Annotated in this window: 11 protein-coding genes; all 11 read left to right on the top strand. The window is 39.3% G+C overall.

What is annotated here, in order from left to right; translation table 11 throughout:
* The first annotated feature begins 73 nt into the window (after positions 1–73).
* The 11 genes from ADICYQ_RS08850 to ADICYQ_RS08800 all read left to right on the top strand — a co-directional run bounded on the left by ADICYQ_RS08850 (position 74) and on the right by ADICYQ_RS08800 (position 16,915).
* Positions 74–3,574 (top strand): sulfatase-like hydrolase/transferase, encoded by a 3,501-nt coding sequence (locus ADICYQ_RS08850; RefSeq protein ID WP_020888570.1) that lies wholly within the window; start codon positions 74–76, stop codon positions 3,572–3,574.
* A gap of 274 nt (positions 3,575–3,848) precedes the next feature.
* Complete coding sequence (locus ADICYQ_RS08845) at positions 3,849–4,730, top strand: cation diffusion facilitator family transporter (protein ID WP_020888569.1); 882 nt, start codon at positions 3,849–3,851, stop codon at positions 4,728–4,730.
* A 374-nt stretch (positions 4,731–5,104) separates the two neighbouring features.
* Positions 5,105–5,992: a dienelactone hydrolase family protein gene (locus ADICYQ_RS08840; RefSeq protein ID WP_020888568.1), complete on the top strand. Its 888-nt coding sequence runs from the start codon at positions 5,105–5,107 to the stop codon at positions 5,990–5,992.
* Between the two features lie 254 nt (positions 5,993–6,246).
* Positions 6,247–7,593 carry a M28 family metallopeptidase gene (locus ADICYQ_RS08835; protein ID WP_040415328.1) on the top strand — a complete coding sequence of 449 codons (1,347 nt, stop codon included), beginning with the start codon at positions 6,247–6,249 and terminating at the stop codon, positions 7,591–7,593.
* A gap of 1,000 nt (positions 7,594–8,593) precedes the next feature.
* Positions 8,594–8,875: a YciI-like protein gene (locus ADICYQ_RS08830; RefSeq protein WP_040415325.1), complete on the top strand. Its 282-nt coding sequence runs from the start codon at positions 8,594–8,596 to the stop codon at positions 8,873–8,875.
* A gap of 213 nt (positions 8,876–9,088) precedes the next feature.
* Positions 9,089–9,994: a hypothetical protein gene (locus tag ADICYQ_RS25890; protein WP_051160158.1), complete on the top strand. Its 906-nt coding sequence runs from the start codon at positions 9,089–9,091 to the stop codon at positions 9,992–9,994.
* 472 nt (positions 9,995–10,466) lie between these two features.
* Positions 10,467–11,411, top strand: coding sequence for a ThuA domain-containing protein (locus ADICYQ_RS08820; protein WP_020888563.1), 945 nt, complete (start codon positions 10,467–10,469; stop codon positions 11,409–11,411).
* 178 nt (positions 11,412–11,589) lie between these two features.
* Positions 11,590–13,104 carry a sulfatase family protein gene (locus ADICYQ_RS08815; protein ID WP_020888562.1) on the top strand — a complete coding sequence of 505 codons (1,515 nt, stop codon included), beginning with the start codon at positions 11,590–11,592 and terminating at the stop codon, positions 13,102–13,104.
* The gene (locus ADICYQ_RS08810) at positions 13,094–14,806 is read left to right on the top strand and encodes a sulfatase family protein (protein WP_020888561.1); all 1,713 of its coding nucleotides are present in this window, start codon (positions 13,094–13,096) and stop codon (positions 14,804–14,806) included. The genes ADICYQ_RS08815 and ADICYQ_RS08810 overlap by 11 nt, the downstream gene beginning before the upstream one ends.
* 54 nt (positions 14,807–14,860) lie before the next feature.
* On the top strand, positions 14,861–15,874 hold the full coding sequence (locus ADICYQ_RS08805; protein WP_020888560.1) for a zinc-binding alcohol dehydrogenase family protein: 1,014 nt from the start codon (positions 14,861–14,863) through the stop codon (positions 15,872–15,874).
* Positions 15,875–15,925: 51 nt separating this feature from the next.
* Positions 15,926–16,915, top strand: a complete 990-nt coding sequence (locus tag ADICYQ_RS08800) for a bile acid:sodium symporter family protein (protein ID WP_020888559.1) — start codon at positions 15,926–15,928, stop codon at positions 16,913–16,915.
* Positions 16,916–16,920 lie beyond the last annotated feature (5 nt).

Below are 16,920 nucleotides of genomic sequence, written 5' to 3'. Positions count from 1 at the left end.
CTTCTTGCAGGTAAGTACAGTATGGCTATGTGATCGAAAAATAGTACATTTATCGTTCATTAATTCTAATCCCATGTATCCCATTACTACAAGACTTGTGCTACTCTTGCTAGCCATCAATGTTTTCAATTCTTTCCAAAGTAAAGCTCAAAACGAACGTCCCAACATTATATTTATCCTCACGGATGATCAAAGGTGGGATGCCCTAGGCTATGCAGGCAATGACCTGATCCATACTCCTGAAATGGATAAGTTGGCTGAGGAGGGTAGCTATTTCCAAAATGCTTTGGTAACTACGCCTATATGTGCGGCCAGCCGGGCAACTATTTTCACAGGCCTATATGAGCGAAGTCATGCCTACACTTTCCAAACAGGTCCTATAAAATCCGAGTACATGCAAACGGCCTATCCCAAATTGCTTAAGGAAGCAGGTTACAATGTTGGGTTTTTTGGCAAGTTCGGTGTTAACCATAAAGATTTAGATGGACTGTTTGATTCCTTCGAATCTTACGATAGAAACGGAAAGTTTTCAGACCGCCGTGGCTATTATTACAAGACCATTGGAACGGATACTGTGCACCTGACACGCTACACAGGACAGCAAGCACTTGACTTCATTGATGAGGCAAATGCTGATCAGCCTTTCTGCCTTTCTCTCTCTTTCAGTGCTCCTCATGCGCATGACTCAGCCGAAAAACAGTATTTCTGGCAGGACGAGACCGCACCTTTATTGGATGGGGTGACTATACCAAAAGCAAAAATATCTGAGGATCGTTATTTTGATGCCCAACCTGAGATAGTTAAAAGTGGTTTTAATAGGCTGCGATGGACCTGGAGGTATGATACGCCTGAGAAATACCAGCATAGCGTAAAAGGTTATTACCGCATGATCTCAGGTATAGATTTGGAAATTGCCAAAATCAGGAAGCAGTTAAAGGCCAAAGGGATGGATAAGAATACTGTCATCATCTTAATGGGAGACAATGGCTATTTTTTAGGAGAACGGCAACTAGCGGGTAAATGGTTGCTTTATGATAATTCAGTCAGGGTGCCGTTGATTGTAATGGACCCAAGGTTAAAAAAACAGACAGACTCTAAAGAAATGGCTGCCAATGTGGATGTTCCATCCACCATATTGGATTTGGCAGGACTTGATATTCCTGAAGGCTATCAAGGTAAAAGCCTCGTTCCAGTGATCAAAGGAGAAAAACTGAATAGAGATACGGTCTTGATTGAACATTTATGGGATTTTGAAAATATACCACCAAGTGAAGGACTCAGAACAGCAGACTGGAAATATTTCCGATATATCAATGACAAGTCTATAGCAGAGCTGTACAATCTTGCAGAAGACCCGATGGAAATAAATAACCTGTTAAATGATCCACGGTACGCATCAAAGGTGGCGCAATTTGACAAAACATTGGATGCGATGACATCCCGGTTTTCAAACAATAGCACTGCAGCACCGGTGAACATGCATATAGAAATGGTCAGGCGTCCTTCAGGGAAACAAATAACTGATAGAAGCCCCGAGTTTGGATGGCAGGTTCCTGAAGGTTTAGCCTTCCAATCTGCCTATCAGGTTTTGGTTAGCAGTTCAGCTGAAAAGAGTAAAAAAAATATTGGTGATGTATGGAACAGTGGAAAAGTAATCGATAGTAAAGTCTCTGATATTGCTTATATGGGGTCTGGCCTCATCGAGGATCAAACCTATTACTGGAAGGTGAGGATTTGGGATGAAGACAATCGAACAGGAAGGTATTCAGAGAGTCAAAGTTTTCAAGTAGGTGGAACTGACAATTACATTACCACAGCCAACATTTTTGAGTTGGAAGAGATTTCTCCAAAATCTGTGGAAAAAGTGGCCACCAATACCTGGTTAGTTGATTTTGGTAAAGCCGCTTTTGCAACCATGTCTTTTAATTACCCAAACACAAAGAAGGAAACCATCAAAGTAAGGATAGGTGAACAATTAAAAGACGGCAGGATAAATTCTGAACCTCAGGGCAATATTAGGTTTGAGGAATTAGAGATTAAGGTAGTGCCTGGCCAAACAGAATACGTTCTGGATTTACCAAAGGATAAACGCAATACCGGTCCAGCAGCCGTTGCACTTCCGGATAGTTTTCCTGTATTGCTTCCGTTCCGATATGCAGAAATAGTTTCAGCTAAAAAACCAGAAATGCCTACCCAACAGGCTTACTTTAGCTTTTTCGATGACAGCCAAAGTAGTTTCAGCAGTTCAGATACGATTTTGAATCAGGTATGGGACCTTTGCAAATATTCTATGAAGGCGACATCCTTTGCTGGCATTTATGTAGATGGAGACCGGGAAAGAATCCCCTATGAAGCAGATGCTTATATCAATCAGCTTAGTCATTATGCCGTGGATTGGGAGTACCCAATTGCCAGAAGGACAATTGAATATTTCATGGAAAACCCTACCTGGCCTACTGAATGGCAATTGCATGTGGCGCTGATGTTTTATGAGGATTACATGTATACAGGTAATACCGAACTTATAGAAAAGTATTATGATGAGTTAAAGCACAAAACGCTGATGGAATTGGCGAGGGAAGATGGGTTGGTTAGCTCAGCAAATGCTACTCCAGCGTTTATGAAAAAACTAGGATTCAAGGATCCGGAAATCAAAATGAAAGACATTGTTGACTGGCCACCAGCTCAAAAGGATACGGGTTGGAAGTTAGCAACGGCAGAAGGAGAGCGGGATGGTTTTGTATTCACGCCAATTAATACAGTGATCAATGCCTTGTACTTCCGTAATTTGGAAATAATGGGTGAATTCGCTCGTCTTCTCAATAGAAATGATGAAGCCAGAGAATATGAAGTAATGGCCATTAAAGTGAAAAAAGCAGTCAATGAAAAATTGATGGATCCCGATACCGGAGTATATATTGATGGTGAAGGAGCAGGGCATTCCTCCCTTCATGCCAATATGATGCCTTTGGCTTTTAATATGGTGCCGGAAGAAAATGTGGCAGCAGTTGTAGACTTTATTAAATCAAGAGGTATGGCTTGTAGTGTATACGGTTCTCAATACCTAATGGATGGTTTGTACAATGCAGGTGAAGCGGATTATGCGCTTGAGTTGATGACTGCCACTCACGATCGTAGTTGGTGGAACATGATTGCCATTGGGTCTACGGTCACTTTGGAAGCATGGGACATGAAATACAAGCCTAACTCAGATTGGAACCATGCTTGGGGAGCTGTACCTGGAAACATTGTTGCCCGCAAAATGTGGGGGGTCGAGCCCAAAACACCAGGGGCCACCTTATTAAAAATAAGGCCCCAGTTGGGAAGTTTGACATCGACCGAAATAACGATTCCATTCATTACAGGAAAGGTCAATGCTTCTTACAAAAAAGTTAATAATCGTTTGCAACGCTATGTTTTTGATTTGCCTGCCAATGTTTCTGCGGAGTTATTTCTAAAATACAGTGCCAATGATGCCATCTCACTTAATGGTGAAAAGGTCAATACCCGTTTTGGATCTATTCGGCTTTCTCCTGGTAAAAATGAAATTGAATTGCAGGTTAATTCCTTTTAACACAGATCATCCAACACTTTCCAGTTTCCTTCAGGCAGTATTGTAAACGCAATTAAACCAGTCTTTTTAGCTGCTTTATCACTTAATCGATCTATAGCATACTTTGGTTAATTTTGCTAATAGGTGGATGTTACCTTTTATACCTGTTTGTAAATGCTTGAGTTAATTATTGACTCAAGCATTCTAATTCACCTTGAAATAATTTAGTTTCTAACTTATTTGGGGTAAATTAAACACAAATATGAATCCTTTTTTGGCTTGATAAAGACTAATCATGGGAGAACACCATCACCACCATCAATCTGGCAAAAACCTTAAAGTAGCCTTTTTTCTAAATTTGGGATTTACCATTCTAGAAATTTTTGGAGGTCTATACGTAAATAGTATTGCAATCATTTCAGATGCGGTGCATGACTTGGGAGATAGTCTTGCGTTGGGGTCTGCTTGGTATTTGGATAAAAAATCAAAGCAGGGCTCAGATAAAAAATTCTCATTTGGATACTCCAGGTTTTCGCTTTTGGGTGCACTCATCAATAGCATCGTGTTGATAGGAGGGTCGATATATGTTATTAGTGAAGCGTTTGGTCGTTTGTTGAACCCAGAGCCGACTGATGCAAAAGGGATGTTTTATTTTGCGATTGTTGGTATTCTGGTAAATGGTTATGCCGCCTGGAAAATGAGTGGTGGAAAATCATTGAATGAGAAAGTGGTTTCCTGGCACCTACTTGAAGATGTTTTAGGTTGGGTTGCGGTTATGATCGTAGCCATTGTCCTGAATTTTAAAGATATCCCTTTTCTAGACCCAGCTCTTTCCTTGCTCATAACGGCCTATATTCTTTGGGGAGTGGTCGGTAGATTGAAGGAAACCTTGTATGTGTTTCTGCAAGGAGTGCCAAAGGAAATCGATTTAGTGGAAATTGAAAAAGAACTGCTAGCCATAGACCACGTTCAGTCGCTACACCATACCCATATTTGGTCTTTGGAAGGGGAACACCATGTTTTTTCTACTCATTTAAAACTTGAACGAATCACGACTTTTGAAAATATATTGGAGGTGAAAAATGAAGCGAAAGCACATTTGAAAAAATACCATTTCAAACATTTCACCATAGAGACTGAATTGGATACCGAAAACTGTGATCTGGTTTCAGACTAAAATGCATATTGTCTGTATTGCTATTGGGGCAACATTTTTTGTTAATGTTGTCAACCTAACTTTTTTTTATTAAAAGCTTATCCACAACCTGATAATGGATAAACGTAACTTCTAATTTAGTATGGCGTTAAAACGTTGTAGAGCAGGTGAAAAGAAATAATTATCTGTAATATTTTCTATATTGAATCTTCTAACTAAAAAAAGTTAATTGAAGCTTAACAAACTGTCAAAATTGAACCCTACTATTTCATACTAAGTGAGATCACTGCCATTGTTCAGTCTTAATAGTAAACCAATGGATGTTTATGCAGTTATCAATTGACAACTTAAATCCATATTTCGCTATATTTATTATAACCTAAAGATATAAAGCCATGAAATCCCTAAAAAAAGAGGACCTTGACCAGGAAGTTTTTGACCTATATGATGATTATGCGCACAGTAGGATAGAGCGAAGAGAATTTGTTAGTCGACTTTCTAAATTTGCCGTAGGAGGTTTAACCGTAGCGGCAATAATGGGATTTTTAATGCCGAATTACGCCAAAACAAGTCGGTTTTCTGAATTGGACCCCCGTCTTGTAGAGGAGACGATCACCTATGATTCACCAAAGGGTGCTGGTAAAATGAAAGCACTGCTTGTCCGTCCAAAAAATGCATCAGGTAAATTGCCTGGGATAGTGGTAGTACACGAAAATAGAGGGCTCAATCCTTATATTGAGGACACCGCACGTCAAGCCGCTTTAGATGGGTTTATTGCTTTGGCTCCTGACGCATTGTCACCAATGGGTGGATACCCTGGTACAGATGATGAGGGTAGAACGATGCAAGGAAAACGAGATAGAGAGGAAATGTTGCAGGATTTTATCGCTGGTTTTGAAACCTTGAAAGCGCATGAACAATGCACAGGTAAAGTAGGGGTAGTAGGATTTTGCTTTGGGGGATGGGTATCTAATATGATGGCTGTTAGGGTTCCGGATCTTTCTGCTGCGGTTCCTTTTTATGGAGGTCAACCAACAGCAGAAGAAACCGCAAATATAAAAGCGCCTTTGCAATTGCATTTTGCAGGACTGGATACCAGGGTGAATGCCGGTTGGCCTGATTATGAGGAAGCATTGAAGGCAAATGATAAAAGCTATACGGCTTTTATGTATCCAGAGGTTAACCATGGTTTTCACAATCATTCAACGCCACGATATGATGAAGCGGCAGCCAAACTTGCCTGGGGGAGAACCATTGATTTCTTCAAGGAAAATTTGACCTGATTGCATTTTGATTTAGGTGTTTTTACTATTTCAACCTTGTTACCAAAAGGAGTAATTAAATCTATGAAGGAGAGTGGCTAAGGCGGCGGCTTGGTATATCCCATTTCCTGACCCGAAATCTGAAACAGTTTTATTATAAAGTGAATGTATCACTTCGGGATTAGTTATGCCGTTGCTGTTTCTTAATTGCAATGGCATTGTTATGTTTTAGGCTGTTTTTTATACGGTTTAGGTCAAATTAAAATTAGGTTCAAATGAGAATTTTATACGTATTTATTTTTTTATTTTGCTCGCATACAAGCTTTACTCAAGTAACGACGATACAACGTAATCCGGAAATCTTTGAAATGGCCAATGAGGTATCATCCGATAGATTGGAAGAATACTTGTATGAATTAGTGGAATTTGGAACACGACATTCGCTCAGCCAGGACTCGGAAGAGCGAGGAATAGAAGCGGCAAGGCAATATGTATTGAATAAATTTCGCTCATTTGAATCCCAATCTGGGGGTAGACTTTCTTCAAAGATTGATTATTTCACAATTGCCTCAGATGGGAAAAGGGTGACTCAGGAAATCAGGATGGGAAATGTTATGGCGACACTCAAGGGAAGCGATCCAAAGGATGACAGGGTTTTTGTGGTTAGTGGCCACATTGATAGTAGGGTGTCTGACATAATGAATATGGAAAGTGATGCCCCTGGAGCCAATGATGATGGTTCAGGAGTAGTAGCCATGATAGAAATGGTAAGCATCATGGCCAGCCAATCCTTTCCATCCACTATAGTTTTTGTCGCAGTATCTGGAGAGGAGCAAGGGTTGATAGGCGCTACTCATTTGGCCAAAAAGGCTAAAGCCGAAAACTGGAATCTTGTCGCCATGATAAACAATGACATGATAGGGAATAGTAGTTCGAATGGTACGCATCTTCGTGACAATACCAAGCTTAGGGTTTTTAGTGAAGGTGTTCCATTGTTTGAAACCGATGAAATGGCATCCATGAGAAGGCAGACGAACGCTGAAAATGATAGCAAGTCAAGGCAACTTGCGAGGTATATTAAAGAAGTGGGTGAAAGGTATGTAGATCATCTGGAAATCAAATTGCTGTACCGAAATGATCGTTTTTTACGTGGAGGAGACCATACTCCTTTTTCCAGGGAAGGGTTTACGGCGGTACGCCTATGCGAGATGAATGAAAATTATACCCAGCAGCATCAAGACATTAGAGTAGAAGACGGTGTAGCCTATGGCGATAAAGTTGAACACATTGATTTCGAATACCTGAGAAAAAACACAGCAGCAAACCTGGTTGTCCTGACTAGCTTGGTAAGGGCACCCTCCGTTCCCAGAGAAGTAGGGATTGTGATAAGTGAACTCACTAACAATACCCAGCTTACCTGGATGCCACCAGCCTTTGGCAGTGCAGTAGGCTATTATGTGCTGATGAGAGAAACCAGCTCATCTATGTGGGAAAAGAAAATTTATACCAGAGACACAGCTATTGAAATACCTTACTCAAAGGACAATTACTTTTTTGCTGTTCAGGCAGTAAGCGAAGGTGGTGAAGAAAGCCTGGCTGTATTTCCGGTTCCAATACGTTAATAGAGAATAGATTATGTAGGAATTGAATCCCTATTAATTTACAATTGGTATTAATTATTCGTCAGCTATTCAATAGGCGAAATTCACCAAGTGTGCTGCCGAGAAGGTTTTGAACATCTTGTTGAAATAGTCGCAATATTCTGCGAAAATCCCGGGGTTATTGCAATCTATGCCTGTTGAGATCGCCACAATACCCACCCAAATTTCGACCCCCTTGGTACTTGCTTCATACCAAATAATCAGTATCGATGATGAATCCACTTACATCATAGGAGTAAAGTTGCAGGTTATTATTGTCGTGAATAATGAAATAGACGTTTAATTGGGTTCAGAAATTTCTCGGTTGGCCATAGTAAAATAGCTAGCAATGAGAAGATGGAGCTAAACAATAGGGTAACTTATATAAGCCAAATAGTAACCCCATAAACATGCTTATGCGCAGACCATTTAAAATTGCAGGGTATCTTTGAAATCGGCTCGGATTTTGATTAGTCTTCCTATCGGATATCAAACACTTGAACCTTTCATTTCCATTTGTTAGACGTTTTTATTTGAAAGTTGGATACCATAGAAATCAAGGTTCAAGCTTTTAAAACTTGATGAAAATTCTAGAATAGAAGTTGTTTGGGACGTTTATTTTATTGTGAATAAGCTTTAGTTATTTGATTTTATTAACTGGGTGATCTCCTCTTGTTTTAGGGTGACTTCGGTTAGGATTTAGGTTGACGAGTGACAAGAAAAAAGAGAGAATAGGAGAAAGGATGGTAGTAGATTTTATAGTTAGTTAATAAGGAATATCCCCTCTTTACATTATTTATATAAGCTGTAATTTGTTGATTTGAAGTGTGAATTGTGGTGGTAGTAGCTGATAGTTTATGCATGAGAATCTCCCATATAAAATATAAAAATTTAGGTTCTGACTTCTTAAAATTTATAAGAAATAAATAAAAACATTTTTGATAGTGTTTAATAATTTAAGGGTAATGAAAACAATACAACTATGAAGTATTATATGTTAACTTATTTGTTGGTCGATGATTACATGGACAGACGAGGGGATTATAGAAGAGAACATTTGGAACTTGCAGATGATTTTTATAAAAAAGGCCTTTTATTAATGGGAGGAGCACTTTCAAGACCTACAGACAAAGCGGTTTTAATTTTTAGATCCGAAATCGTAAGTGCTGTTGAATCATTTGTGAAAGAAGATCCTTATGTTAAAAATGGCCTTGTAGAAAGTTGGGACATTAGAGAATGGAGCGTAGTTGTAGGTGTGGTATAAGTTTGTTTAGATTAATATTTTTTTTGATAACAGGCATTTTTTATTCTGGATGTTTTAGCTTATTGGACAATAAGGCTAGGAATTTTTTAAATTATTTTATATATTAATCAAGTATTATTTTTTGATCTAATATCGTATCATTGATGTTTGCTCTTTTTTAATCTTTTTTCTTTACATATAGAATCTTTTGTGGTGATCTAACTTGATTATAATATGAGGTACTCTTTAGTTTTTACATTGGTATTGATGAGTGGATATGGAGTTTGTCAATCCACTAATAAAATTGATTCAAATGGAAATATAGGTATAGGTACCTTGAAACCAATAGTGAAATTAGAGGTTGTGGGAGGAACTATATTGAGAGGGATATTAGACATAAGGGGAGATGAGTTTGCTCAATTTATTCAAGGTAGTAATGCAGACGGAAGAGGTGTTGCAATAGGGCCAAATGATTTTGGGTTGAAAACAAGGTACAGGAAGTGGGGCGGTGGTTCAAGGGCATTTAATCAAGTATGGTACGATCAAGGAGGGAGTGATTTTTATTTTGGAAGTGCCAAAACCCCCATTTTCTCAATATCAGAAAAGGGAGTTGGCGTAGGGACTTCCAATACCACTCATAAGCTTACAGTAGCAGGGGCTGGGAAGTTTATGGGTACGAAATCTGACTATACAGAAATTAATTCAAATAATAGTGGGCAATATATCCGCCAATATGAGAATGACGGCTCCAAGGTCAGTTGGCTTATCAGAGGTTATTCTAATAATAAATTGCAGGCTGAATTTAATAGTGGGGGGATTTTAGTTAAAGGTAAAGTTCAAGCAGAGGAAGTAAACATTACCATGGATGCTTGGGCTGATTATGTTTTCGATGCAGATTATCCTCTAATGGACCTTGATCAACTAAGGTTATTTATAGATGAAAATGGGCATTTGCCTGGAATCCCCAATAAAGAGGAAGTGATAAAGGAAGGCCTAAATTTAAGTGAGATAAATACCAAGTTGCTTGAGAAAATAGAGGAACTTACCCTCTATATTTTACATCAAGAGGAGAAAATTCAAGAACTTTTGGAATTAAAAGAAGAGGTGAGTAAACTTAAAGAGGCGATTTTAATAGAATAGTTCAAAGGCTTGATTTTAAGAACTGAGCTGATTTAGCAAGAAGAAAAAAGTAAACTGTCCCATCGGGATTTTAAAGATAGAATATTTGTGATGCTAATGATGTAATTTAAAATAAGGGTCGTAGTCGTAATTTTCATTTGCTATTTTTTAATAATTGGATTGCAATATTTTATACTTGAGTTTCAGTCCCCTTTTTGTCAAAGTGACTGTTATTTATTAAATATTTTTTAGATTAGTAAATTGGATTCCTTATCATGTCCTTGAAAAGTCCTGCCCCAAATGGGAGGTTGGTCAATGGACCTTTAACTGAGGGCTTTAATAATAGAAAACAAAGGCTAGGTTTGATAAAAACCACGTTCCTAACTGGGCCATTGAACGACCAATTTTAGCATTGATTCATTCCCGACTTAAGTGGTCGGTATTATAACCTAAACAATCATTTATAGTTATGTTCTTAAAAACTTTATTTTTAATGGTATTGACCATTCTGACTCAATATACCCATGCAACTACAGAAAAAGATAAAATCAAGGTCCTGATAATAGATGGTCAAAACAATCATACGGATTGGCCTAAAACAAGCTTGATGATGAAAAGCCAATTGGAAGAAACTGGTCTTTTTCAGGTCACAATTGAACGGACAAAATACACCTGGAATGGGGCTGAGAACAGCGCGTTTTTGAGCATGGCTGGAATTGGGGAAACCGAGGATTTAAAAGAACCAAAAGCTGATCCAGATTTTAGTCCAAATTTTAAAGCTTATGATGTCATCGTTTCTAATTTTGGATGGAAAGCTGCTCCATGGCCTGAGAAAACAATGAAAAAATTCGAGCAATTTATTCGTTCAGGTGGTGGGTTTGTAAGCGTTCATGCTGCTGACAATTCTTTTCCTGAATGGCTCGCATATAACGAAATGATAGGAATTGGAGGCTGGGGAGGTCGGAATGAAAAGGATGGCCCTTATGTGTATTATGATGCACAAGGTGAATTGGTTAGGGACAATAGCGCTGGGCCAGCAGGTGCACATGGTAGTAAAAATAGCTTTACAATCAATATCCGAAATGAAAATCACCCGATCACTGCCGGAATGCCAGATACATGGGTGTCCGCAAAGGATGAGTGTTATGCCAGGTTAAGAGGACCCGCTAAAAACATGACAATTTTAGCTACCGGAGAGGATTTGACCAATAAAAATAGGGATGGTAAGCACGAACCAGTTTTTATGGTAATAGATTATGGCAAAGGAAAGGTTTTTCATACCACCTTAGGTCATGATCAAGAGTCCCTCGAAGGAGTTGGCTTTATAAGTTCCTTTACTAGAGGAGTGGAATGGGCAGCTACAGGGGAAGTGACATTGCCTATACCTGGTGATTTCCCAACAAAAGACAAATCCAAATCCAGGCCATTCACCTTTTGATAAGCTACTTTTCAATGAAATCACTTCATGACTTCTTAGGCCATGTTTTGTGTTTTTAGAACATTCACGCTGAAGTCATCGCAGTTTTTATGTAGCTGGTTCCTTTTGAAAAAAGAGCAAGGAGGATAAGGAACTCCTTTTATCAATGATTCATTACGTTTACGAAACCCATTATACGATGAGAACACCCAAAGTCTATCTGTTCCTGCTAAGCTTTTATCTTTTAAGTTGTGCTCCGGAAAAACAACAACAAGAAGTTATAGTAAAAAAGCCAAATATTTTATTCGTTTTTGCGGATGACATGGCCTTTACCCTTCTTGATGAGCTAGAGCAGAATGAGATTTTCACCCCAAATCTGGATAAATTAATGTCGGAGGGTACTTCCTTTACCAAAGCCTACAACATGGGCAGCTGGTCAGGTGCAGTTTGTACAGCCTCCAGAAGTATGATGATTTCAGGCAGAAGTGTTTGGAATGCCTTTGATGTTAAGGAGGAATGGAAAAAAGGAGATAAGACCGACTTGACTTTGCCTAAACTGCTTGAAGAATCGGGATACGAAACCTATATGACCGGAAAATGGCACGTGGATATACCCCCTCCTGAAATTTTTAACCATACCACCCATATTCGTGCAGGAATGCCAAAAGATACTTGGGCAAAAAACAATACGGGGGCGAAATTTGATTCTATAAATAAGATTGGTGCAGATCCAGCCTCCATAATGCCGTTAGGGTACAATAGACCTCTTATTGATCAACCGGATGACTGGTCTCCAACCGATCGCTCTCTTGGGGGTTTTTGGGAAGGAGGAACGCATTGGAGTGAAGTGTTGAGAGAAGATGCGAAATCTTTCTTAGACAGTGCCTCTAATTCAGACAATCCGTTTTTCATGTATTTGGCATTCAATGCAGTACATGATCCTCGACAGTCTCCTGGTAGTTTTTTGGATCTGTATGTCGCTGAAGACCTGCTAATTCCTGAAAGTTTTATGCCTGTTTACCCTTACAAAGATGACATTGGAAATGGACCTGGCTTAAGGGACGAAGCATTGGCTCCCTTTCCACGTACACCTTATGCCATCAAAAAGCATTTGCAGGAATATTATGCCATTGTTTCTCATATGGATTATCAAATTGGTAAAATCTTTGAGGAATTAGAAAGGAAAGGTCTTAGAGAAAATACTTACATCATCTTTACGGCTGATCACGGACTTGCCATGGGGAATCATGGTTTAATGGGAAAACAAACAATGTTTGACCATAGTATGGGTGCTCCTTTCATTATTTCAGGGCCCAACATCCCGAAAGGGAAAAGGCTTGATCATGACATCTACATACAGGATGCTATGGCCACTATGCTGGAAATAGCAGGTGTAGATAAACCAGACTACGTTGAATTCGAAAGCCTTTTGGCTTTAGTAAATGGTGACCAGGACGTGATTCGTGAGGAAGTTTACGGCGCTTATTTGAATAACCAACGGATGATAAAAAAAGATGGTTTCAAGCTTACTGTATATCCAAATGCCAAGAAACTGCTTTTGTTCGATATGGAGAAAGATCCCTTAGAAATCAATGATTTAGCAGACCAGCCTCAATACGAGGAATTGAGGAGGAGTTTATTTACAGCACTTCAACAATTGCAAGGACGGTTAAATGATAAGCTGGAATTAAATGAAATGGATTATGTCTTTTAAAAGGTCGTCTATAGTTTTTGCCATTCGTCCATATTTTACAATGAACAAATCCTTATGGGTTTTGATCCTCTTGTTTTCTTGTAGTAGGGGAAACAATGAAGAAACAAAAGAGACCAAAAGGCCTAATATAATATATATAATGGCTGATGATCATACCAGCCAGGCCTTTGGTGTTTATGGAAGTCGATTGGCAAGCCTCAACCCAACCCCTACCTTGGATAGTTTGGCCAAATCAGGTATGCTCTTTGAAAATTGTTTTGTAAACAATTCTATATGTGTGCCCAGCCGGGCAGCCGTTTTAACAGGACAGCGTGCCCAAACCAATGGCGTTATAGATTTAGAGGGAAGCCTTCCACCGGAGAAGCAATTTTTGTCGATGGAATTAAAAAAATTAGGCTATCAAACCGCTATTGTAGGTAAATGGCACCTGAAGGAAGAGCCTGCTTCCTTTGATTACTATAAAGTGCTTAACCAACAAGGGACTTATTTTGACCCAGTTTTCAGGGTTCAGGGGAATGAACCCTGGCCTTCAAACGAGATTCAATACGAAGGGCATTCTTCTGATGTGATCACAGACCAGGTAATCAACTGGTTTGAAAAAGAAAGAGAAGAAGACAAACCCTTTTTTCTAATGTATCATTTTAAAGCGCCACATGATGACTTTGAAAATGCGCCCAGGTATGAGGATTATCTGGAGGATGTTTTTATTCCAGAGCCGCAAAGTCTTTATGACAATGGTAACAATGGTTCAGAAGCCACGCGAGGAAATAATGATAGTTTGACGAGGTATATCGGCTCCTCCGTCTCACACAGAAACCTTATAAGAAATCAAGCCATGAATATTTGGCAAGGACCAAATTATAAAAATTATCGTGACGCTGAAGATATTCTACCCAATGAATTGGTTAAATGGGAAATGGATGAGGAAGAAAAGCAATACACTTCAGAAGTCTACCAAAGTTACCTGAAAAAATACCTGCGATGCGTCAAAGGGATTGATGACAATATGAAGCGTTTCCTGGCTTATTTAAAGTCCAATGGACTGCTTGAAAACACCATTATTGTTTACACCAGTGACCAGGGTTTTATGTTGGGAGAGCATGATTTTATTGACAAACGCTGGATGTACGAGGAGTCTTTGAGAATGCCTTTTTTTATAAGGTTTCCAGAAAAGATCAAAGCTAACACACGAACTGATGCTATAATCAATAATACTGATTTTGCACCTACACTAATAGAACTTGCAGGTGGGGAGAAGCCAGAATACATGCAGGGTAACAGTTTTAAGTCTATCCTGGAAACAAATGAAGAACCTGAAGATTGGCAAAAATCTACCTACTACAGGTACTGGATGCATTTGGCACACAGGCATGGAAACCCTGCCCACTTTGGGGTAAGAACCAAGGAGTATAAATTGATCTTTTACTATGGGAAATATTGGGTGGATACAGATAACCCCGAAGCTGAATGGAACAAGAGCAGCTGGGGGAATGATTTCACCACACATACACCTGTGGCGTGGGAATTCTATGATTTAAAAAAGGATCCCAGGGAAATGAATAATTTGTATGGGAATCCCGATTATAAGGAGACCATCGCTCATTTGAAAGAAGAACTGAAAAGGTTAAGAGTGGAGCTAAATGAAACAGATGAGGATTACCCGCATATTCAAGAGGTGATAGACAAGCATTGGAATGACTAATTTCTTGTGAAATGATGCTTATTTATAAATTGTAATTAAAAAAATAGAAATAAAATGAAAGCCATAGGATTTAGAGAATCACTTCCCATTTCTGAAAAGGATAGCTTTATTGAGTTTGAAGCAGATCAGCCAAGCCCAGCGGGGTTTGATTTATTAGTAAAAGTGGCTGCTGTATCCGTGAACCCTGTAGATTTTAAGGTAAGGCAAAGCGCAGCGAAAGAGAATGTCCTGGAAGAGCCCAAGATTATAGGCTATGATGCAGTTGGTGAAATTATAGCAGTAGGTGACAAGGTGAGCCTTTTTAAGGAAGGAGATGAAGTTTACTATGCAGGAGACCTTACAAGAAGTGGCAGTAATGCAGCTTTTCAATTAATAGATGAGCGAATTGTAGGGGCCAAACCTAAATCTTTGAGCATGGCTGAAGCAGCAGCCCTTCCATTGACTGGGTTGACTGCCTGGGAATCTATTTTTGACCGAATGAAAGTTGATCCAAAAACAGCTAAGGGAAAGACAATTCTTATCCTGGCAGGTGCTGGTGGGGTAGGTTCCATTGCCATACAGATAGCGAAACAGGTGGCTGGACTTACGGTGATTGCAACAGCTTCCCGGGAAGAAACTGAGAATTGGTGCAAGTCTATGGGGGCAGATTTTGTAGTGAATCACAATGATCTCAAATCAGACTTAGAGAAGATTGGTCACAAGGAAGTGGACTATATTTTGGATTGCGTGGATATAAATGGGTACTGGGAAACCGTTATTGATATCATCAAACCTCAAGGTCATATAGTGACCATTTCAGGAAACAGTGAGCCTTTAAACCTGATGTTGCTTAAAAATAAAAGTGTGTCCTTTTCCTGGGAATTCATGTTCACACGCTCCATGTACACAACGGATGATATTATTAGACAGCATGAAATCCTTAGTGAAATGGCTAATCTGGTGGATAAAGGTATTTTGAAGTCAACCCTGAAAACAGAGCTGAGAGGGTTCTCAGTGGAGAACTTTAAAAAAGCGCATGAGCTGCAGGAGTCTGGGAAAACAATAGGCAAAACGGTCATAAAGTTTTAGGTGATTTACTCCAGATTTAAGACCGGACTTTAAGATCCACTATTTGATAATATGGCTTCAATCAAAACAAAACTAGCGAGAGCTGGGATCAATACATTTTTCTTTTTGTTGCTTTTCACTATTCTATTGGCCTACCTATTCCCTGAGTGGGGTGTGTCTAATGGTAGTATTTCCATAGATGAGGTGACCTATTATGGGGTTTCTTTGATCTTTCTTTTCTATGGAATAAAAATTAGTCCTACCACCCTTCGAATAGGCTTGTCAAATTGGAAACTTCACCTATTGATACAAAGCACTACCTTTATTATTTTCCCGCTACTGATTTTAATTCTCTATTGGTTTTTCGGAAGCGAAAACAATTTGTTCTGGTTAGGGGCTTTCTATTTAGCAGCGCTTCCTTCTACCGTTTCTTCCTCTGTGGTGATGGTGTCTATTGCCGGAGGAAACTTGCCTGCTGCTATATTTAATGCCAGTATCTCAAGTATTATTGGGATATTGATTACCCCATTGTGGATGGGACTTTTCCTTAGTGCTGAAAACGCAAATTTTGAGCTTCTCAATTCGATTTGGGCGCTCGTTCAACAGATTCTTATTCCAGTAGTCATTGGCGTTTTCCTCCATAAATGGCTATTTAAATGGGTACAGAAGTACAGTAAGATGCTTAAAAACTTTGATCAATTGGTGATCCTGTTGATTGTTTTTTCGGCATTTTCACATTCATTTGGAGGGAATATGTTCGAAGGTCAGAATATATTGACCTTGGGTCTTCTTATGTTGCTTTTATTTTGTTTTATGGCTACAGGAATGTACCTATTGGGCCGGTGGCTTTCCTTTGAAAGAGGAGATCGGATTACGGTGTTGTTTTGCGGATCCAAGAAATCCCTGGTACAAGGAGCTGTAATGGGTAAAATTCTATTTCCTGACCCGGTTGTTTTTGGGGTGGTGTTGCTCCCACTAATGCTTTACCACACCTTACAGCTTATCCTTGGTAGTGCGCTGGCAGAAAGAATGGCCCTTTCTAAGGAAGAGGAAGTGAAATGATAATT

The sequence above is a fragment of the Cyclobacterium qasimii M12-11B genome (assembly GCF_000427295.1).
Classification (GTDB): domain Bacteria; phylum Bacteroidota; class Bacteroidia; order Cytophagales; family Cyclobacteriaceae; genus Cyclobacterium; species Cyclobacterium qasimii.
This window is presented reverse-complemented; position numbering and strand designations above follow the sequence as displayed.